General features: G+C 63.6%; 18 protein-coding genes and 1 tRNA gene. 11 read left to right on the top strand and 8 right to left on the bottom strand.

The window, feature by feature from the left end:
- Positions 1-939: a phosphoribosylaminoimidazolesuccinocarboxamide synthase gene (locus LFT46_RS17075; RefSeq protein ID WP_236799607.1), complete on the top strand. Its 939-nt coding sequence runs from the start codon at positions 1-3 to the stop codon at positions 937-939.
- Positions 940-1,010: 71 nt separating this feature from the next.
- Here LFT46_RS17075 and LFT46_RS17070 read toward each other — a convergent pair whose 3' ends face one another.
- Positions 1,011-2,276: a helix-turn-helix domain-containing protein gene (locus LFT46_RS17070; protein ID WP_236820462.1), complete on the bottom strand. Its 1,266-nt coding sequence runs from the start codon at positions 2,274-2,276 to the stop codon at positions 1,011-1,013.
- A 128-nt stretch (positions 2,277-2,404) separates the two neighbouring features.
- Here LFT46_RS17070 and LFT46_RS17065 point away from each other — a divergent pair, with 128 nt between their 5' ends.
- Positions 2,405-2,629: a hypothetical protein gene (locus tag LFT46_RS17065; protein ID WP_236820461.1), complete on the top strand. Its 225-nt coding sequence runs from the start codon at positions 2,405-2,407 to the stop codon at positions 2,627-2,629.
- A gap of 166 nt (positions 2,630-2,795) precedes the next feature.
- Here LFT46_RS17065 and LFT46_RS17060 read toward each other — a convergent pair.
- From LFT46_RS17060 to LFT46_RS17040, 5 genes are all read right to left on the bottom strand, one after another.
- Positions 2,796-2,872: transfer RNA gene (locus LFT46_RS17060), tRNA-Pro, on the bottom strand.
- A gap of 70 nt (positions 2,873-2,942) precedes the next feature.
- Positions 2,943-4,769, bottom strand: a complete 1,827-nt coding sequence (locus LFT46_RS17055) for an ABC transporter ATP-binding protein (protein WP_236820460.1) — start codon at positions 4,767-4,769, stop codon at positions 2,943-2,945.
- Entirely contained in the window at positions 4,766-6,574 is a 1,809-nt protein-coding gene (locus LFT46_RS17050; protein WP_236820459.1) for an ABC transporter ATP-binding protein, read from the bottom strand. Before LFT46_RS17050 ends, LFT46_RS17055 begins: the two co-directional genes overlap by 4 nt.
- A gap of 193 nt (positions 6,575-6,767) precedes the next feature.
- Positions 6,768-7,712: a metallophosphoesterase gene (locus tag LFT46_RS17045; RefSeq protein WP_236820458.1), complete on the bottom strand. Its 945-nt coding sequence runs from the start codon at positions 7,710-7,712 to the stop codon at positions 6,768-6,770.
- A 6-nt stretch (positions 7,713-7,718) separates the two neighbouring features.
- Complete coding sequence (locus LFT46_RS17040) at positions 7,719-10,043, bottom strand: transglycosylase domain-containing protein (protein WP_236820457.1); 2,325 nt, start codon at positions 10,041-10,043, stop codon at positions 7,719-7,721.
- A 37-nt stretch (positions 10,044-10,080) separates the two neighbouring features.
- On the opposite strand from LFT46_RS17040, the gene LFT46_RS17035 reads away from it, so the two are divergent.
- The 8 genes from LFT46_RS17035 to arfA all read left to right on the top strand — a co-directional run bounded on the left by LFT46_RS17035 (position 10,081) and on the right by arfA (position 17,777).
- On the top strand, positions 10,081-10,236 hold the full coding sequence (locus LFT46_RS17035; RefSeq protein WP_009359196.1) for a DUF4177 domain-containing protein: 156 nt from the start codon (positions 10,081-10,083) through the stop codon (positions 10,234-10,236).
- A gap of 1 nt (position 10,237) precedes the next feature.
- Positions 10,238-10,771: a RidA family protein gene (locus LFT46_RS17030; RefSeq protein WP_236799600.1), complete on the top strand. Its 534-nt coding sequence runs from the start codon at positions 10,238-10,240 to the stop codon at positions 10,769-10,771.
- Between the two features lie 15 nt (positions 10,772-10,786).
- Positions 10,787-11,698, top strand: a complete 912-nt coding sequence (locus tag LFT46_RS17025; RefSeq protein WP_236820456.1) for an NUDIX hydrolase — start codon at positions 10,787-10,789, stop codon at positions 11,696-11,698.
- A 61-nt stretch (positions 11,699-11,759) separates the two neighbouring features.
- Positions 11,760-12,761: a LacI family DNA-binding transcriptional regulator gene (locus tag LFT46_RS17020; protein ID WP_236799598.1), complete on the top strand. Its 1,002-nt coding sequence runs from the start codon at positions 11,760-11,762 to the stop codon at positions 12,759-12,761.
- Between the two features lie 219 nt (positions 12,762-12,980).
- Positions 12,981-14,315: an extracellular solute-binding protein gene (locus LFT46_RS17015; RefSeq protein WP_236799597.1), complete on the top strand. Its 1,335-nt coding sequence runs from the start codon at positions 12,981-12,983 to the stop codon at positions 14,313-14,315.
- A gap of 27 nt (positions 14,316-14,342) precedes the next feature.
- Positions 14,343-15,284, top strand: coding sequence for a carbohydrate ABC transporter permease (locus LFT46_RS17010; RefSeq protein ID WP_236799596.1), 942 nt, complete (start codon positions 14,343-14,345; stop codon positions 15,282-15,284).
- Positions 15,285-15,286: 2 nt separating this feature from the next.
- Entirely contained in the window at positions 15,287-16,183 is an 897-nt protein-coding gene (locus LFT46_RS17005; protein ID WP_236799595.1) for a carbohydrate ABC transporter permease, read from the top strand.
- Positions 16,184-16,238: 55 nt separating this feature from the next.
- Positions 16,239-17,777 (top strand): arabinosylfuranosidase ArfA, encoded by a 1,539-nt coding sequence (gene arfA / locus LFT46_RS17000; protein WP_236799594.1) that lies wholly within the window; start codon positions 16,239-16,241, stop codon positions 17,775-17,777.
- A 79-nt stretch (positions 17,778-17,856) separates the two neighbouring features.
- Here arfA and LFT46_RS16995 read toward each other — a convergent pair whose 3' ends face one another.
- Positions 17,857-18,534, bottom strand: coding sequence for a Crp/Fnr family transcriptional regulator (locus LFT46_RS16995; RefSeq protein ID WP_013602309.1), 678 nt, complete (start codon positions 18,532-18,534; stop codon positions 17,857-17,859).
- Positions 18,535-18,730: 196 nt separating this feature from the next.
- On the opposite strand from LFT46_RS16995, the gene LFT46_RS16990 reads away from it, so the two are divergent.
- Positions 18,731-19,915, top strand: coding sequence for a MarP family serine protease (locus tag LFT46_RS16990; RefSeq protein ID WP_236799593.1), 1,185 nt, complete (start codon positions 18,731-18,733; stop codon positions 19,913-19,915).
- A 27-nt stretch (positions 19,916-19,942) separates the two neighbouring features.
- On the opposite strand, the gene aroQ is transcribed toward LFT46_RS16990, so the two are convergent.
- The gene (gene aroQ / locus LFT46_RS16985; protein WP_236799592.1) at positions 19,943-20,407 is read right to left on the bottom strand and encodes a type II 3-dehydroquinate dehydratase; all 465 of its coding nucleotides are present in this window, start codon (positions 20,405-20,407) and stop codon (positions 19,943-19,945) included.
- Between the last annotated feature and the right edge of the window lie 109 nt (positions 20,408-20,516).

The following is a 20,516-nucleotide window of genomic DNA, read 5'->3' as shown; positions in this document are numbered from 1 at the left end:
ATGACTGACACTTCAGAAAACCGCGGCTACGCCACCGAGACGCTTGACCTGCCCGGTTGGAAGCATGTCTATTCCGGCAAAGTGCGCGACCTCTATGAGCCCGCCGATGAGTCCATCCTGCAGCGCTTGGGCCAGGACTGCGTGCTGGTGGTGGCCAGCGACCGGATCAGCGCCTACGACCACGTGCTGTCCAGTGAAATCCCTGACAAAGGGCGCATCCTCACGCAGCTGAGCCTCTGGTGGTTCGACCAGTTGGGCGTTGAGCACCACGTGCTCGGTTCCACTGTGGAGGACGGCGTGCCGGCCGAGGTTGAGGGCCGGGCCATGATCTGCAAGAAGCTGGATATGTTCCCGGTGGAGTGCATTGCCCGCGGCTACCTCACCGGTTCCGGGCTCCTTGAGTACAAGGCCTCGGGCACGGTCTGTAACATCCCGCTGCCCGAAGGGCTGGTGGACGGATCCCGGCTGGAGCACGCCATCTTCACCCCGTCGGCGAAGGCTTTGATCGGCGAGCACGACGAGAACATCACCTATGACGCCGTGGTGGCGCTGGTGGGGGACGACATCGCCGCCCGCCTGAAAGAGCTGACGCTGAAGATCTACACCACCGCGGAAAAGATCGCCCGGGAGCGCGGCATCATCCTGGCGGACACCAAGGTGGAGTTCGGATACGACGCCGTCTCCGGGTCCATCACCCTGGGCGATGAGGTACTGACCCCGGATTCCTCGCGGTTCTGGGACGCCAGCACCTATAAACCGGGCCAGGCCCAGCCGTCCTACGACAAGCAGTATGTGCGGGACTGGCTGACCTCCGCCGAGTCCGGCTGGGACAAATCCTCCGACACCCCGCCGCCTGCGCTTCCAGCCGACGTGGTCGAGCGCACCCGCAGCCGGTACGTTGAAGCGTACGAGAGGATCACAGGAAAGACGTTTTCCTAGCTGTTCAGACCGAAGCCAGGTAGGCCCGAAAGCCGGCCAGGTAAGCCTCCCGCTTACTTGGCCGGCTTTATTTAGCTTGCTTTAGCCGCTGCTGCCGCTCTTTTTTGCGCGAGCTTTATTTCCAGGATCGCATCCAGCGCCTGCTGAACCCGGTCCTGCGCACCTGCCGCGGCGAAGGCTTTTCGAGCCTCCTCGAGATACCCCAATGCCTCGTCGATATCGCCCGCGGCCTTGAGGGACTTGCCCAGGAGCAGGGAGACCTCACCGGCGGTGTGCTTGCCCAAGGCATCACGTTCGGCGTGGATTTCGCGGAGTTTTTCGACTGCTGCCACGATGTCGCCGGTTAGGTAGAGCCAGCGGGCGCGGATAAAGGCAACCTCCAGCTCGTCACTCTTTGTACCGCCGACAATCGAGAAGGCAAGCTCCGCACGTTCGATGGCTGCGAGCGTCTCCGGCTCCACAATGCCGGATGAGAGCCGGACAGCGGCAGAGGCCTTGTTGAAACGCGCCCATAGCTCGATGTCATTGGCAGGGGAGAGCAGGCGGGCTGCCCGCTCATGGTGCTTGACGCCTTCTGTGTAGTCGTGCCGCATGAACGCCACATTGCCGACTACCCAAGCCACCTCGCCAGCGAGTTGGGACATCGCGTGCTCGTCAACTTGGTCGAGCAGCGCCTGGCAATACTTCCAGGCTTCGTCCAGCCGGCCACTTTCGGCCAGCGCACCTATCAGGATCCGGTGTGCACCGATAGCGACGGTCGAGCCGCGGGGGAGGTTGACGGAGAGCCTGACAGCCTCGAGAGCGTGTTCTACCGCGATTGCCAACTGGCCCTGGCCATGGCAGACGGCAGCCAGCATCTGGCGTGCGCGGACTCCCAGGCCAACGGACTCCGTCGCCATTGGGTGCTCAATGAGCCGCTCGATGATTTTGCGGCACTCCTGCAAATCGCCTTGTTTCATGAGGCACTCGGCCTGCATGTAAGTCATGTTCCACCAGGCACTGGTGTTCTTACCCTCCAAGGCAATCTGCGCGGCCGTCGCCGCGTGGCTCGCCGCAAGAGGGTAGTCGCGGAGGTCCCATGCCTGGCGCGCATAGAGCCCAGCCAGCACGTATTCAGCGTCGCTGACGGAGATCGGTTGGCTCCAAGCCTCCAGTGCCTTGGGGGCCAACTCCAGCCTGCGGGCCAGTTCTTCAATGACTTCAGCCGTCGGTTCGCGCCGGCCGGTCTCGAGCAGTGAGATGTAGCTGGGGGAGTACAGGTCCTTGCCCAGTTCCGCCTGTGTCAGTCCACGCTCAAGGCGCTCCGCCCGGAGCTTTTCTCCGAATCCGTTGCCCACGCGTTTCCTCCTTCTGGACAGCTGGGGCGCCGAATGCTTGACAGCCCCTGTGGAAAATATTTTACAATGTGTGTCAACAAGGACAGTGCTGGCTTTGTAACGAATCCGACTCGTATTGAGGAACTTATATGTTGAAGAAGATCGCAACCGCGGCCGCCTTGGCTGGGGCCTTGGCTTTTTCTGCGGCGGCTCCGGCCGTCCTGTCTGCAGGTTCCGTCGCCGATAATTCGGGTACGTCGGTAGCTATTGGAAACTGGCCTGACCCTGCCTCCACCAAGGCGAAGGGCAAGAAGACCACAACCACCGATACCGCCGTCGTCACCTACATCGGCAACTGGCCTGACCCCGCATAAATAGCTTCCTCACCATAGGAGGCGAAGGCAGCCCCGGAGCAACTGCTCCGGGGCTGTTCCTTTTAAGGCCACCATGCGTAAGGCCGGAAGCCGGCTGGTCGCGATGCTTTCGCAACCCCTTTGAGATGCAAAAAGAGGGCCTCCGCAAGGAGACCCTCTTTCATTATGGTCGGGATGACAGGATTTGAACCTGCGACCTCTTCGTCCCGAACGAAGCGCGCTACCAAGCTGCGCTACATCCCGATCCGCTGCAAAAGCAACTTTACAAGGATAGCCGATCCAAGGCCCCGATGCGAAATCCTGAACGGGATGGCTAGACCAGTGAATCCTTCCAGGCCCCGTGCAGGTCGGCGAAGCGTCCGCCGCCACCGATCAGTTCCTCAGGCGTCCCGTCTTCCACGATCCGGCCGTCATGCACCACCAGGACGCGGTCAGCGGTCTCCACCGTGGACAGGCGGTGGGCGATGATCAGTGCCGTCCTCCGTGCTGCCTCCGTGCCGGCCAGGAGCCGGGCCAGCCCGGCCTGCACCAGTCGTTCGGACGGGATGTCCAGCGAGGAAGTGGCTTCGTCCAGGATCAGCACCGCCGGCCGTGCCAGGAAAGCCCGCGCAAAGCTGATGAGTTGCCGTTGCCCGGAGGAGACCCTGCCGCCGCGCTTGTTGACGTCCGTGTCGTAGCCTTCGGGAAGTTCAAGGATGAACTCGTGTGCCCCAACCGCCTTGGCGGCTTCCTCGATTTCCTCCCGTGAGGCTTCCGGCCGGCCCAGGGCGATGTTGTCCGCCACCGAGCCGCTGAACAGGAAGGCTTCCTGGGTGACCATGACGATGTTCCGCCGGAGGTCGGAAGTGGCCAGGTCGCGAAGGTCTACGCCGTCCAGGGTGAGCGTGCCGGAGGTGACGTCGTAGAACCGGGCAATGAGTTTGGCCAGGGTCGATTTGCCGGCCCCGGTCTGGCCCACCAGCGCCACCGTCTGCCCGGCGGGGATGTGCAGGTCCAGGCGGGGGACCACCACAGGCCCGTCGCCGTAGCGGAATTCGACGTCGTTGAAGTCGATGCGACCCGTGGCGCTGCGCAGGGCAACCGGGTTCTTCGGTGGCCGGACTGTGGGCACCTCTTCCAGCAGCCCGGAGACCTTTTCAAGGGCTGCCTGCGCGCTCTGGAACGAGTTGTAGAACATGGCCATCTGGTCCACCGGCTGGAAGAACCGCTTGGTGGAGAGGATTAGGGCCAGGAGCACGCCAACGGCCAGGTCGCCGCCCAGCACCCGGAAGCCGCCGAAGAGCAGGACAACTGCCACGCAGACGTTGCCGATCAGCACCAGTCCCGGCTGGAAGATGCCGTTGAGGTTGATGGAGCGGACGGTCACCAGCCGGTAGTCCTCGGCAAGCTTGCCGTAGCGCTCGGAGTTTTCCTTTTCCTTGCGGAAAGCTTTGACGGCGCGGATTCCGGTCATGGTCTCCACGAAATGCACAATGAGCCGGGCAGAAACCACACGGGACTCACGGAAGGCGATCTGCGAGTGCTTCTGGTACCAGCGGGAAAGGAAAAACATCGGAACACCGGCGGCCAGCACCAGCAAACCGCTCCGCCAGTCGAGGGCAAAAATGGTGATTGCGGTAAACGCCATGAACAGCATCCCCGAGGCCAGGGAGCTGACGCCGGAATCGAGCAGTTCCCTCAGCGCCTCCAGGTCCGAGGTCTGCCGGGCGATAATCCTGCCGGAGGTGTACTTCTCGTGGAACTCCAGGCTGAGCCGCTGGGTATGCCGGAAGACGCGCACCCGCAGGTCCAGCAGCATGGCCTGGCTGAGCCGCGCCGTGGAGGTGACGTAAAGGGACGTGAGTCCCGCCGTTGCAATGGCTGCCAGCAGGTAGGCGACGCCGGTGAACACCAGCGGGAGGTTATCGCCGGCCCGGAGCGCGGGAAGCGCGCGGTCGATGCCGAAGGCGATCAGTGCCGGGCCTGCAACGCGCGCGGCCTGCGAAAGGACCACCATGGCGATGGTCAGCCAGAACCGTACCCGTACCGGACGGATCAGCGACCCCAGCAAGGCGAGTGACCGCCGTCGTACTGCCCTGCTGTCGCTCTTGCTGAGGTGGGCATTGTCTTCATTGGCGGTGCCGAACGTTGCGGTGCTCATCGGGTCACTTCCTCCGCCTGGACCTCAAGCGCCGACAGTTCGGAGTCCAGGTCGCGCGGTTCGCGGTCCAGGCTGGCGATGACGTAGCGGTAGTGCTGGTTGTGGGCCAGGAGTTCGGTGTGTGTCCCGACAGCGGTGATGCGGCCATCCTCGAGCAGCGCCACCCGATCCGCCAGAGCCACGGTGGAGGGGCGGTGGGCCACGATCAGGGTGGTGGTGTCCTTCAGCACTTCCCTGAGGCGGGCTTCCACCAACTCCTCGGTGTGCACGTCCAGGGCGGACAGGGGATCGTCCAGGACCAGCACGCGCGGGCGGGCGGCGATGGCGCGTGCCAGCGCGATCCGCTGCCGCTGCCCGCCGGACAGGCTTAGGCCTTCCTCACCGATCAGCGTGTCCACCCCTTCCGGCAGAGAGTAGGCGAAGTGTGCCTGGGCCACATCCAGTGCTTCGTCGAGGACCTCCTCCGTCCGGACCGGGGCGCCCAGGAGGACGTTGTCCCGTACGGAATTGGAGAAGAGCGTGGTGTCCTCGAACGCCACGCCAACAACCCTGCGAAGCTCCTCAACCTCGAAGTCCCGGATGTCCACGCCGTCGATGGTGATGGCCCCTGTGGTGACGTCGTAGAGACGCGGCACCAGCTGGATCAGCGCGCTCTTGCCGCTGCCGGTGATGCCCACCAGGGCCATGGTTTCGCCGGGACGGATGTCCAGGTTGATGTCCTTGAGGATGGGCTTGTCCGGCGCGTCCTCGAAGGCGAAGGTTGCGTTCGCGAAGCGGAGTGCCCCAGCGAGTTCCTTGGGGCGCCGTGGCTGAGTTGGGCTGGTGATGGTGTTTTGCGTGTCCATCACCTCGTAATGGCGGTCGACGGCGGTCTTGGCCGTGAGTGCCATGGCCAACAGCATCCCGGAGAATTCCACGGGGGAGGCAATAACCGCCGCGGTGGCGAAAAACGCCACCAGGGCGCCGATGCTCAGTTGACCGCTGGCGCACAGCATGACGCCCACCACCAGCCCGGCTCCCAGCGCCAGCTCGGGAAGCAGGGTGACCACCATTGTGAACGTTGCCTGGTGGCGCGCCTTCTCGATCTCGGTCTGGCGCAGTTCCTCGGCCTGCTCGTTGAAGTTTTCCAGGGCTTCCCGGCTGCGTCCAAAGGCCTTGAGCACGCGGATGCCGTGGACGGATTCCTCCACGGTGGTGGCGAGGTCGCCGGCTTGGTCCTGGCTGCGGCGGGCAACCTTGCTGAACCGGGTGCGGAACCGGAAGCTGTTGATGGTGATGGGAACGGCGGCGGCAAGGAAGATCAGGGCCAGCTGCCAGCTCATGGCGAACATGGCAACGATGCCGATGATCACGGTGAGGGTGGTGACCACCAGCATGATGGCGCCGAAGGCCATCCAGCGGCGCAGGAAGTTCAAGTCCGTCATGGCCCGGGACAGCAGCTGGCCGGAGCCCCAGCGGTCATGGAAGGAAACGGTGAGGTCCTGCAGGTGGTCGTAGAGGGACACACGCATCCGGGTTTCCACCGTGGTGGCAGGGTTGATGACGAATTGTCGGCGCAACGCCACCAGGCCAGCTTCGGCGATACCCAGGACCAGGATGACGCCCGCTGACGTCCAGACTGCCTCCGGGGTACCTCCGGGCTGCAGGGCGGTGTTGACCAGGACACGCAGCACCTGGGGGATGGTCAGCGCAACGATGCTGGCCAGGAGTGCACAGAGCAGCCCCAGCAGGAGCCTGGGGATGATGGGCCGGACGTGGGGATAAAGACGGCTGATGGATCGGAAAAAGGGAGTCTGCTTGGCCATGCCCGCTTCTCAAGCTATAAAACGAATGTAGTTTCCTCTAGCAACAACCCTATGCCATGGCGTGAGCTGCTTCACAGCGATTGTGCGGGCCACTGGCTGCTTCCCCAGTTATTGCACTCCGTAATGCCGGATGCCCTATCAGTTATGGTGCCCATAACCCGCTTTTGGGGACCATAACTGATGGAGCAATGGGTTAGTTCGGTGAGGTGAGGGTCAACAGGACGGCTTCGGGCTTGCAGGCGATCCTTACCGGGGCGAAGCGCGAGGTGCCGATGCCGCCGGAGACGTTGACCGGCGTCGTGCTTCCGTTGCTTGACCAGTCGTTGAGGCCTTTGGCGCGCCAGGTGGGAAGGTCGCAGTTGGAGATGATGGCGCCGTACCCGGGGATGCACAGCTGGCCGCCGTGAGTGTGGCCCGCCAGCAGGAGGTCGGCGCCGCTTTCGGTGAAGTGGTCCAGTACCCGCTGATAGGGCGCGTGGATAACAGCCACCTTAACGTGGTCTTTTGCGTTCTGGCTCACTGTTCCGCGGGGCCAGCCTGCATACCGCTCCCGCTTCAGGTGCGGATCGTCGACCCCGGAGAAGTCGAAGCGCATGCCGTTCAGAACCAGGGATTGGTTGCGGTTGGTCAGGTCAACCCAGCCGCTCATGCCGAAGCCTGAGCGCAGGCGCGGCCAGTCAAGGGCTACCGGCTTGGGCTTCACCTTGGACGGTCCCAGTAAGTAGGCCGCTGGGTTTTTTGGGCTGGGGGCGAAGTAGTCGTTGGAGCCGGGGACAAAGACACCGGGGAACTGCAGCAGCGGCTTCAGTGCCTCCAGCAGCGGGTCCACCGCCTTGACGTGGCTGAGGTTGTCGCCGGTGTTGACCACCAGGTCCGGCCGGAGGTCCGCCAGGGACCCGAGCCACTCGGCCTTCTTCCGCTGCCCGGGGACGAAATGGATATCGCTGAGGTGCAGGATGCGGAATGGTTCGCGGCCGGGCGGGAGGATGGCAAGATTCTCCTCGCGCAGGACGAACTGGTTCTTCTCCCACAGGCCGTACCCGAACGCAGCAACGCCGGCCGCGGCCCCGGCGCCGGCAGTGACGGCAAAGCCGCGCCCGATGGAACGGGCGCGGCTTGCCAGGCTATCCATGCTCATATGCGCTTAGCCGTTTCCTCTGCCGTTGTTGCCGTTTCCGTTGCTGGTCGGGGCCGGGGCCGGGGCGGGGGCCTGCGTGGCAGGAGCCCGGGTTGCCTGGGGGGCAGGAACGGGAGCCTGGGTGACCTGGGGCGTGGTCCTGCCAGGCGAGGTAGTGGTTACACCATTGATCATGTTGCTCGGCGGGGCAGGGAACGGGTTGGTCCCATAGGCCGGAGCAATCTTGGCCATGTAGCTGGAGAACATGGGACCGGCGATCATGTAGCCGTCAATGCCTTCATAGAACTTTCCGTTGACGGTGATGTTCTGCCCTGCGCGGTCCTGCGCCCCCAGCGGGTCGCCGAACCAAGCGGCGGTGGCCAGGCCGGTGGTGTGGCCAACAACCCAGGTGGAGCCGTTGTTGTTGGAGGTACCGGTCTTGGCGCCGATGGGGAAGCTGGTGGTCGTGGAAATCCGCGGCCGGATCAGCGATCCTGAACCCCTGTTCAGGACTTCCTGGAGGGCATAGTTCACGCCGCGGGCAACTTCAGGCTTGATGGCATCGCGGCAGCTGCTGGACTGGGCCGGCAGCTGCTTGCCCGTGGCATCGACAACAGAGGTGATGGCGATGGGCTCGCAGTATTTGCCGTCATTCGCAAACGTGGCGAAAGCACTGGCCATGGTCAGCGGCGAGGTCTGCGTGGAACCCAGCAGGTTACCCAAGGTTGACATGTCGATTTTCGGGTGCGGATCATCTGCGGAGGGCAGGCCACCGTGCAAACCTGTCGCATCCACGATTTTCTGGATTCCGCAGAGATCCAACTGGGCGGCTGACGCGAACGTCACGGTGTTGATCGAGTTGTAGAGGCCTTCCAAAACCGTCAGCGGCTTGTACCACTTGGTCTCAGCGTTCTGCAGGTCGTCCGCCGCATCCAGGCCCTGGTTCTTTTGCGCCGTGCTGTACGCGCCCTGCACCTTGCCGCAGGTGTTGCGCCAGGGGAAACCGATGGGGTAGACCCGCTGGGCGGCGTTAACCACCGTGTTCATGGTCTTGCCTTCGTTGAGCCACTCGGCAAAGGTAAAGGGTTTCATGGTGGACCCAGGCTGTGCGCCACCCATGCCGTTGAGGTCGTTCCCGTCCTTATCCAGCTTGTCCACGTTGAAGTTCAACTGGGAATCGAAGCCCTGGCCGGGCAGGAACGTGGTGTTCTGGGCCATTGAGATGATCTTGCCGGTGCCCGGCTGCACCGACACCATCGAGGCGCCCCACTTGTCCGGGTTTGCGCCCGCAGCAGCGTTGACCTGTTCCTGGGCGGTGGCCTGCGCGTTGGGGTCCAGTGTGGTGGTGATGGTCAGGCCGCCGCCGTAAATCAGCCGCTGGCGGTCCTTTATGTCCGCACCATAGGCCGGGTTGTTTTCCAGCAGGTGCAGGATGTAGTCGCAGAAGTAGGGGGCGGAGGCCGCGTACGCACAGCCCTGCTTGGGCTGGGTTACCTTGGGCTCCACCGGGGTGGCCACGGCGGCGTCGTGTTCGGCCTGGGTGATCTTGCCCTGGTTCAACATCAACCCGAGCACCAGGTCGCGGCGCTGCTTGGACTTCTCCGGATTGGTGATGGGGTCAAACGCGGACGGGCTGTTGACCAGGCCGGCCAGGAGTGCTGCCTGCGGCAGGGTCAGGTCCTTGGCGGTGGTGCTGAAGAAGTAGCGGGAGGCGGCTTCGATGCCGTACGCGTCCCGGTTGAAGAAGACGATGTTCAGGTAGCCCTCAAGGATCTGGTCCTTGGTGAACTCCTTCTCCAGGGCGATGGAGAGCTTCATTTCCCGGAGCTTGTCGCCCACGCCCTTATTGACACCGTTGAGCTTGATCTGGTCTTCCTCGCCGGCGGCGGCAAGGTTCGCGTTGAGCACGTTGTTGACGTACTGCTGCGTGATGGTGGACGCGCCCTGCTTGTTGCCGCGGGCGGTAGCGACCAGTGCTCGCAGGATGCCGGTGGTGTCCACGCCGCCGTGCTCGTAGAACCGGCTGTCCTCCACGGCGATGATGGCGTTCTTCATGTTCGGTGAAATCTGGTCCAGCGGAACCTTGGTGCGGTTCTCGGTGTAGACGCTGGCGATCTCGCTGCCGTCCGCGGCCAGGATCCGGGTGGTCTGGCTGGGCGGATCGACCTTCAGCTCGGCCGGAAGGGAGTCGAAGAAGTCGATGGAACCGCTTGCGGCGCTGCCGGAGACGGCAGCGGCAGGGACCAGCAGGCCCGCCACGAGGACACCGCAGATTGCGCTCACGCCAAGGAAGAGAAGAATCTTGCCCAGTGTGGTGGCAGTGTCGAATAAGGGGTTGTTGCGAGTCGCCATGTTTTCCACTTTACCGGCAAGGACTACGCTTTCTTTCATGACCAAATGGGAGTACGCGACGATTCCGCTCATTATTCACGCCACAAAACAGATCCTGGACCAATGGGGAGAGGACGGCTGGGAGCTCGTCCAAGTAGTCCCGGGACCTGACGGCAACGGCCTTGTCGCCTACCTCAAGAGGGAGAAGCAGTAGCATGAGCACCCCCGCAGAAGCCCAGTCCAGCGCGGCCACGGCGCCCGCATCCGCCGTCGAGCAGCGCCTCGCGGAACTCGGCATTACCCTCCCTGAGGTGGCCGCTCCCGTGGCTTCCTACGTTCCCGCCGTGGTGTCCGGCAGCCACGTCTACACCTCGGGCCAGCTGCCGTTCATCAACGGCAAACTCGAAGCCACGGGCAAGGTGTCCGCCGGCACCGAAGGGTTTGCCGACGAGCCCACTGTCTCTCCCGAGGATGCCCAGAAGTATGCAGCCATTTGCGCTGTCAACGCCCTTGCCGCCGTCAAGAGCGTCATCGGGGACCTGGACCGGATCACCCGAATCGTCAAGGTTGTGGGATTCGTCTCCTCAGACCCCTCGTTCACCGGCCAGCCAGCCGTCGTCAACGGGGCGTCGGAACTGCTGGGCCGCGTCCTTGGTGACGCCGGGCAGCATGCTCGTTCCGCCGTCGGCGTTGCCGTTCTTCCGCTCGACTCTCCCGTAGAGGTCGAGCTGATCGCCGAATTCAGCTAAGACCGGACACTTCCCTTGCCTCACCTCGCACGACGCCTTTTTGCACTGCCCCAGGATCTTGAAGGGGCGGCGCAAAGCTGGCTCGAACACGGCGAGCGCACCCCCCGTGCGGCGCGCTTCGCCTCATCCGTCGTCCTTCTCCGGGACTCACCTACCGGCCTGGAGACCTGGCTGGGCTACCGGCCGGGCTCCTCGCCGCTGGGGGTCCTCGCCTTTCCCGGAGGTTCCCTGGACCCGGCCGACGACGACCCCATGGGTTGGCTGGGCCCCTCACCGCAGCATTGGGCTGAGCAAATGGGAACAGACGACGTCGGGCTGGCGCGCCGCTACGTGGTGGGCGCCATCCGCGAACTCTTCGAAGAAACAGGCGTGCTGTTGGCCGGTCCGGATATGTCGAACACCGTCGAGGGCACATCAACGTCGGAGTGGATGCGCGCCCGGATGGCCGTGGCGGACCAGGAAAAGACTCTTTCCCAGGTGCTGGGCAAGCGCGGCCTGTCCCTGCGCACTGACCTGCTCAAATCCCTGGTCAACTGGCGCAGCCCGGACTTTGCGCACCGCAGGTTCGATACCCGCTACTTCGCGGCCACCCTGCCGCTTGGCCAGGAACCGTCGCTGCTGGAAGGCAAGGGCGTGTGGGGCCGGTGGGTCAACGCCGCGCAGGTGGTCCAGGAACGGGATACCACTGCCCTGGGCGATGAAGTGGGGCAGGAGAACACCGTGGGCCGTGCCTTGGGTGAACTGCTGGTCCCTGGCTCAGAGATCATGCTCGAAAAAATGGCATCAGCAAACGGCTGCATTGCCTACCTGAGCTACAAGCGCAAGCCGCACGTCTATCAGCCCAGCCTGGTGGAAGAGGACGGCAAGCTCATGCTGGAAGTCGAGGCCGCCAAAACCGTGGCGGGGGACCACCAGCGGGAACGCTGACGTCCGGGGAGCCGGGTAAAATCTCCAGCAAAGCCACACCGGAAGCAAGGGGGGGGCGCCTTTGCGCGCAACGGTCAAGGACGTAGCGCGCCTCGCAGGGGTTTCGCCCAAGACAGTCTCCAATGTCATGAACGGAATTGTCCCGGTCAGCGGTCCCACCCGCATCAAGGTGGAGCAAGCCATGGCGGAGCTGGACTATGTCCCCAACCTCTCCGCCCGGGGACTGCGCAATGGCAGGTCCGGCGTCATCGCCCTGGCGTTGCCGGACCTCGGCACTCCGTACTCCGCCGAAGTCGCCCACAGCGTGGTGGAAGTAGCCCATGAGCAGGGGTGGAGCGTACAGATCGAAGAGACAGGGTCCGACCCCACCCGCGAATACGAACTCATGTCGCGGGCTCGGTCCAACCTGATCGACGGGCTCATCCTCAACCCGGTGGTGCTGGACCAGAGTGCTGTCAAAGTCGGCGTTGCCCTCCCTCCGGTAGTCCTGCTCGGGGAAGTGTCCCAGAAGCTGGCCGACCGCGTCTGGGTGGACAGCGTGGCCGCGGCCCGTGACATGACACTGGCGCTTGGCAGGACGGGAAGGCGCCGTATTGCCGTCCTTGGCGCCCCCGGTGGCCGGGGCTCTGCGGCGGCTGCCCTGCGCACCCGTGGCTACCAGGACGCACTTGCTGAACTCGGCATTGCCCGGGATGACTCACTGGTCATTCCGTGTGAAAAGTGGAGCCCCGATGCGGCCGCCCGTGCGCTGTCCGCTTACCTGGATTCAAATCCCGTTCCCGATGCTCTTTTCTGTTTCACCGATTCCATGGCCATTGGCGCGCTCAGTGTGTTCTGGAAGCGCGGCCTGAAGGTCCCAGATGACGTTGCCGTGGCCGGTTTCGATGACATCGCGGACGCGAAATATGCGGTACCGGCGCTGACAACTGTTTCCTTCGACAAGCGCCAGCTGGCCCGTGAGGCCCTTCGCCTCCTCACCGAGCGCATGGGCAACCGTGAAGGCCCGCAGCGGGTGGTCGCCATCGACTACGAGATCGTGGAACGGGAAAGCACGGCCCGCTAGCCTTCGGTCGACGGACGGGCCACCAGACCCGGACTAATCGAGACCGCGCCGTTACTTTGCGAACGCTAACAAATTTTCATTGCGGCTCCCATTACATCGATGTAACGTGTTGCCTGCGTCACACCCCGGAACCAACAGGGCTGCAACGAAGGGATCCTGCCGGGCAAGGGGGTTGAGGCACGAAATGACTTTCAGCGGACCCATCCAAAGGAGTGACGGGTGAAGCAGTTTGACTTTTTCGCAGGCAAGGAGCTGTCCAGGCGGCATCTGCTGTCTGGTACGGCAGCAATAGGAAGCCTGCTAGCCGCGGCGACCCTTTCCGGGTGCGGTGGGAACGCCTCCGCCGCGGCTCCCAGGGACATCCAGTTCTGGCATCTCCTGTCAGGCGGCGACGGCATAAAGATGCAAGCCTTGATCAGCAAAGCCAATGAGGGCAACCCCGGGTTCAAGGTGCACCCGACCGTCCTGGCATGGGGCCCGCCCTACTACACCAAGCTGGCCATGGCATCGGCCGGCGGCCGGCCGCCGCAACTCGCCATCATGCACGCCAGCAGGGTCCCAGGCTATGCGCCCGGTGGACTGATCGATCCATGGGACCTGGACCTGCTGTCGGAGAACGGCGTCACGGCAGACAGTTTTGCGCCCAGGATCTGGGACAAAAGCCAGCAAAACGGCAAAGTGTTCTCCATCGCCCTGGATTCACACCCGTTCATCATGTTCTACAACACGGACGTGGCACGCAAAGCCGGTGTCCTGGCCGGCAACGGACAGCTGCAGGAGGTGAAGTCCCCGCAGGAGTTCATCACCATGGCCAAGGAAATGCAGAAGGTTACCCAAGCCCACGGGTTGTCCTTTGGCTACCTGGGCAGTGGATCGCAGATGTGGCGGCTTTTCTACACGCTCTACAAACAGCACGGCGCGGACATGGAACTGACACCGGGCCAGCCGATGAAGGTTGATCGGGACGCAGCCATAGAGTCGTTGGAATTCATGGCATCGCTTTTTGATGACACCATCGCGGCCAAAAGCGGCGATATCAGTACCGGCATCGCGGAATTCGCCCGTGGCGGCTCAGGGATGCTGTTCAGCGGTGTCTGGGAGCTGCCGACGATGAAGAAGGCAGGCCTCCCCGTGGACGCCGCAACTATCCCAACCCTCTACGGCACGGCGGCTGCATACGCCGACTCACACTCTTTCGTCCTGCCACGGCAGCTGAACGTGGATGACGCCAAGCGGCGCGACGTGTATAAGTTCGTCAGCGACATCCTCAAGGGATCACTTTCCTGGGCAGAAGCAGGACACATTCCCGCTTATCAGCCCGTGGTCCAGTCACAGGCCTACAAGGACCTCAAGCCGCAGGCGCATTACGCGAATGCCGCGGACGTCATTGCGTACGATCCCCAGTCCTGGTTCAGCGGCTCGGGCTCCGACTGGCAGACCTACTTTGCGGAAAACGTACAGAACGTCCTCCTTGGGCGTGACAAGGCAACTGATGGATGGGCCGCCTTCGAGAAGCGCACCAACACCCTTCTTTCCCGGCCCAACCCGGTCTAACCGTACTGAGCGACAAAGGAGTCCTTCATGAGTTCTTCATTAACAGCCCGGCGGAGTCCGGGGAGCCGGGTTTCTTCACCAGCAGCCCGGGGGAGCCGCGACAGCGTCACCAGGAACAACCTCAGCGGTTGGGGGTTCGCCGCGCCGTTCCTGGCATTCTTCCTCGTTTTCCTTGTGTGGCCCATTGTCTACGGCATCTACATGAGCCTCACCGGCAAGTCCCTTACCGGAGCCAATGACAGCCTGATTGGCTTCGCGAACTACGCCGAGGCCTTCGTTGACGCGGACATGTGGCGCTCGCTCGGAAATACCCTCTACTTCACGGTCATCAGCACGGTCCCCCTCGTGCTGGTCGCCTTGGTGATGGCGGCACTGCTAAACGTCGGATTGCCGGCGCAGTGGCTGTGGCGCCTCTCGTACTTTGCCCCGTACCTGCTGGCGTCCACCGTCGTGTCCCTGTTCTTCACGTGGATGTACAACCCGCAGCTTGGCCTGATCAACGATGCTCTGTCCAAGATCGGCATCCCAAAGATCGCCTGGCTCAACGACCCCAACGTGGCCATGTGGGCGATCGTCATTGCCACCCTCTGGTGGACGGTGGGTTTCAACTTCCTGTTGTACCTGGCTGCGATGCAGAACATCCCCGCCCAGCATTACGAGGCGGCGTCATTGGATGGTGCCGGGGCCTGGCGCCAGCTCTTCTCCATCACCCTGCCGCAACTGGTCCCCACCACCGTGATGATCGTGCTCCTTCAGGTCCTTGCCTCGCTCAAGATCTTCGATCAGGTGTACCAGATGACCGCCGGTGGACCGGGAGGATCGACCCGTCCCGTGGTGCAGTACATCTTCGAAACCGGGTTCACCGGCTACCGGCTGGGCTATTCCGCAGCCATCTCCTACATCTTCTTCGGACTGATCGTGCTCGTCTCGGCCATTCAGTTCGTCATCACCCGCCGCAGGAGCGCATAACCATGGCAACCCAGACCCTCAACCGTGCCACATTGGGCACAAGCACCAGCCCAGCCGTCCGCCAGCCACACAGGAAGATGTCGGCCGGCAAGGTCGCTGCCGTAATTGTCGCCGCCGTTATCGCAGTCCTGTGGCTGGTCCCCTTCGCCTGGGCGACCGTTACGGCGTTCAAGAGCGAGACGGATGCCGCCTCGCCGAAAATCAACTGGATCCCGCCGTCTGGCTTTACCGCCGACGCGTTCGTGAAGGTGTTCCAGGACGGCAACATCCCACTCTGGACCTGGAATTCGCTTTACACTTCGGCGGCCATCACGGCCGTCACGCTGGTGATCTCGTCGCTCGTGGCGTACGCCTTGTCCCGGATCGACTTCAAGGGAAGGAAGGTGCTGATGACCGTGATCATCGCCTCCATCATCGTCCCTCCGCCGGTCCTAATCATTCCGCTGTTTTACCAGATGCTCGCCCTCCACATGATCGATACGTCCTGGGCCATCATCCTGCCGCAGGTCATCCACCCCGCCATGGTGTTCGTGCTCAAGAAGTTCTTCGACCAGATTCCCCGCGAACTTGAAGAAGCCGCAGTGATGGACGGCGCCAGCCGGATGAGGATCTTCACCCAGATAATCCTGCCGCTGTCCCGGCCCATCCTGGCCGCCGTCGCCATCTTCGTGTTCATCGGCGCCTGGAACAACTTCCTGTGGCCGTTCATCGCCACCAACGACCCGTCCCTCCTCACCCTCCCGGTGGGCCTGCAGACCATCAAGAGCGCCTATGGCATCCAGTACGCGCAGAACATGGCGTCCGCGTTGCTCGCGGCCCTGCCCCTGATCCTGGTCTTCCTGTTCTTCCAGCGCCAGATCATCAAGGGCGTTGCGACGACGGGCCTCGCCGGCACCTGATGCCCACCGTCACTTTTCACCCCGTACCTGCTGCACAACCAAGGAGATAGTCCTCATGTCCCGCGCCAGAATCACCCTCGACCGCGACTTCACCATTGGTGAAGTGCCCCGCCGGCTGTTTGGCTCCTTCGTGGAGCACATGGGCCGCTGCGTCTACACCGGCATCTTTGAACCGGGCCACCCGGAGGCCGACGAGAACGGCTTCCGCCAGGATGTCCTCAAGCTCGTCAAGGAGTTGGGCGCCACCGTGATCCGCTATCCCGGCGGCAACTTCGTTTCCGGCTATGACTGGGAAGACGGGATCGGTCCCCGGGAGGACCGCCCGCGCCGGCTTGATGGCGCGTGGCACACGGTGGAAACGAACGCCTTTGGCCTCCACGAGTTCGTGGACTGGTCCCGCCAGGCAGGAACCGAAATCATGGAAGCCATCAATCTCGGCACCAGGGGAGTAGACGCCGCCCGGGCAATCGTGGAGTACGCCAACCACCCCGGCGGCACCCGCCTCTCCGACCTGCGCGCAAAGAACGGCCACAAGGACCCGTTCAACATCAAGCTCTGGTGCCTGGGCAACGAGATGGACGGGCCGTGGCAAATTGGCCACAAGACCGCCGACGAATACGGCCGCCTGGCACAGGAGGCTGCCAAGGCCATGCGTTATGTTGACCCTGGCATCGAGCTGGTGGCCTGCGGAAGTTCCAATTCGCGCATGCCTACGTTCGGCGACTGGGAGCAGACTGTCCTGACACACGCCTACAACGAGGTGGACTACGTGTCACTGCACGCCTACTACCACGAGTATGAAGGTGACGCTGGCAGCTTCCTCGCAAGCGCAGTTGATACCGACTACTTCATCGAATCAGTCATCGCAACTGCCGATGCCGTCCGGGCGAAGGGAAAGCACAAGAAGCACATCAACCTTTCCTTCGACGAATGGAACGTTTGGTACCAGCGCGGCAGGGACACCGAGGACCAGTTGCGGAACGTCGCCAAGGCCGGCTGGCGGGAGCACCCGCGACTCATCGAGGACAAGTACAACGTGACCGACGCCGTGGTGGTGGGCACCCTGCTTAACTCGCTGCTCCGCCACGGCGACCGCGTCAAGATCGCCAACCAGGCGCAGCTGGTCAACGTCATCGGCCCCATCTTCAGCGAAGAGAACGGACCGGCCTGGCGGCAAACCATTTTCCACCCCTTCTCCCGGATGGCAGAACTCGCCAAGGGCCAGATCCTGCGGCTGTCCGTTGACTCGGACAAGTACGAAAATGAGCGCTTTGGCGGCACGGACCTCGTGGATGTCAGTGCCACCTGGAACGAGGAGACCGGCCGCGTGGCGCTCTTCTTCGCCAACCGGGGCCTTGAAGAAGCGGCCGACGTGGAGGTCAGCCTGCGCGGTTTCGACGCCCAACGGGTAGTCCGTGCTGAGGTCCTGGAAATCCCGGAAGGCGGCGACCGCTTCACCATCAACAGCCAGGAAAACCCCGACCGGGTGGGCCTCAAGCCGCTGGAGGGAGCAAAGGCAAACGGTTCCGAGCTGCGGCTCAGCCTTCCCGCCCTCTCGTGGGCCGTCGTCGAACTGGACGTGGCGAAGAGCTGATCCGACGGCGGGTCAACGAACCTCCGGCAACAAAAAAGCCGCCCCCTCGGGCGGCTTTTTTGTTGGGTTCCAGCTTTATTTAGCGCGAGCGCTGGCGGAGGCGCTGCATGTCCAGGATGACCACGGCGCGGGCTTCGAGGCGGAGCCAGCCGCGCTGGACGAACTCGGCCAGGGCCTTGTTGACCGTTTCGCGGGAGGCGCCCACCAGTTGGGCCAGTTCTTCCTGCGTGAGCTCGTGTGCCACCAGGACACCGTCGGTTGCCGGCCGGCCGAAGCGGTCTGCAAGATCCAGCAGGGCCTTGGCCACGCGCCCCGGGACGTCGGAGAAGACGAGGTCGGAGAGGGAATCGTTGGTGCGGCGCAGGCGGCGGGCCAGGGCCTGCAGCAGCTGGGCCGAGACCTCCGGGCGGGTGCGGAGCAGGGTGTTGAGGCTTTCGTTCTTCAGCCCGGCCAGGCGGGTCTCGGACACCGCGGTGGCAGTAGCCGTGCGGGGACTCGGATCGAACAGGGCCATCTCGCCGAAGAGCTCACCCGGGCCAAGGATGGCCAGGAGGGACTCGCGGCCGTCGGGGGAGGTGCGGCCGAGCTTCACCTTGCCGGAGACGATGAAGTACAGCTGGTCACCCTGGTCGCCCTCGCGGAACACCGACGCGCCGCGGGAAAGGTCCACCTCGGTGAGCTCGTCCGTCAGCAGACGGAATGCGTCGTCGTCGAGCGTGGCGAAAAGGGGTGCTCGGCGCAGTACCTCGATGTCCATGAAATCTCCTACGTAAAAGTATCGGCTGTGGCGCTTTTGCCATTGTTTCAGAATTTTCAAGGTTCTGTGACGAACTTGGCAGCCGAAACACCTGCGGGCAGTGCACAGCCGGTCTTCCGGAGGGGGCGGCAGGCCACAGAAGATTGTCAGCCACCCCCCACTAGAATGGAGGTTCAACTGTTAATAAGGAGCCTTTGTGGTCGGCCTGACTGTCCTGGACATTGTCCTGATCCTGGCGCTGCTGTCATACCTGATCTACGGCCTCCGCAACGGGTTCCTGGTCACGGTCGGCGGCCTCGTGGGCTTTGCTGCCGGCGCCATCGCAGCCTTCTTCGCCGTCCCCCTCGTCAGCACCTTCGTTGAGGATTCAGGATGGCGGCTCACCGCCATCATCGCCGCCGCCGTCGTACTCATGGCACTGGGACACGGCCTGGGGACCATGGTGGGCCGGCAACTGCGCGGCGTGGTTCGGATCCGGCCGCTGCGCGCGGTGGACCGCCTGGTGGGCGGGGCGCTGAACCTTGTGGTCGCCGCGCTGGTGATGTCCATGCTGGCATTCAGCGTCAGCTCCCTCGGCGTGCCTGTTGTGTCCCAGCAGTTGGCCGAATCCAAGGTGATCCGCTTCATCGACGGGCTCACTCCCACGCCGGTCAAGGCCACCATGGCGCAGCTGCGTTCCACTGTGATCGGCAACGGCATTCCCACGTTGATTGAAGGGCTGGACCAGGGCCAGGCGGTCCAGGTGCCCAACACGAGCACCAACACGCCGGCGCTCAACAAGGCTGCCCAGTCCGTCCTGAGGATTGCGGGCACGGCCTACGAATGCGGCCAGAACCAGACCGGCAGCGGCTTCGTGGTCTCCGATGACCGCGTGGTGACCAACGCGCACGTGGTGGCCGGCGTCTCGCAGCCCGTGGTGGAAATGCCCGACGGCGGTGCCATGCCCGGCCGGGTGGTCTACTTCGACACCAAGCACGACCTGGCAGTCCTGGCAGTGGATAACCTGCCCTCCCGGCCGCTGCCGCTTAGCCGCGACCTGCCCGGCGGCAGCCAGGCTGCATTCGCGGGGTACCCGCACGGCGGTCCCTTCCAGTCCAAGCCTGCCACCGTCCAGGACATAGCCACCGTCCTGGTCCCGGACATTTACGGCAACAACCCCTCGCCGGAGGACATCTACCGCCTGGCCGGGGACGTGCAGCCCGGAAATTCGGGCGGCCCGCTGCTCACCACCGACGGCCAGGTGGCCGGGGTGGTGTTCGCTAAGGCAACCTCGGATGCCGAAGTAGGGTTCGCCATCACCATGAATGACCTGGAGCCTGTGGCAGAGCAGGCGCCGGGACTGTCCTCCCCGGTTTCCTCCGGACAGTGCATTCAGAAGTAGGGCAGGTCCAGCAGTAGGACCTGCCGGTCAGAGGACCTCGGCCAGGTAGTCGATGGCCAGCTTGTAGCCGAACACACCGGCACCCACGATTACTGCCGCGCAGACCGGCGACAGGTAGGAGTGGTGCCGGAATTCCTCGCGCTGGTGGACGTTGGTGATGTGAACCTCGACGGCGGGAAGCTGGACGGCTGCCAGGGCGTCACGGAGTGCCACGGAGGTGTGCGTGAAGGCGCCGGCGTTCAGGACGATGCCCGCGGCGGTGCCCCGGGCGGCGTGGATGGCGTCCAGCAGGACGCCCTCGTGGTTGGACTGAAGGCATTCCACCGCGAATCCGTGCGCCTTGGCAGCGGCCGCTGCCAGCTGTTCCACGTCGGCAAGGGTTGAGGTGCCGTACTTCTCCGGCTCACGGGTTCCGAGGAGGTTCAGGTTGGGGCCGTTGATGACCAGGATGGTGCCGCGGCCGGCTTCGACAGTGGAGGAGGCTTCAGTCATGCCTGCAAATCTATCGGGTGGCCCGGCCCGCCGCGCATTCTTACGCAACTCCCTCCCACCGGCTGCTGAATACTTGTCGTTTTCAGGCCTGTAAACGACAAGTACTCAG

It is taken from the genome of Arthrobacter sp. FW306-07-I (genome assembly GCF_021800405.1).
GTDB lineage: Bacteria > Actinomycetota > Actinomycetes > Actinomycetales > Micrococcaceae > Arthrobacter.
The sequence above is the reverse complement of the archived record's forward strand: the minus strand, read 5'-3'. Positions and strand labels throughout refer to the sequence as shown.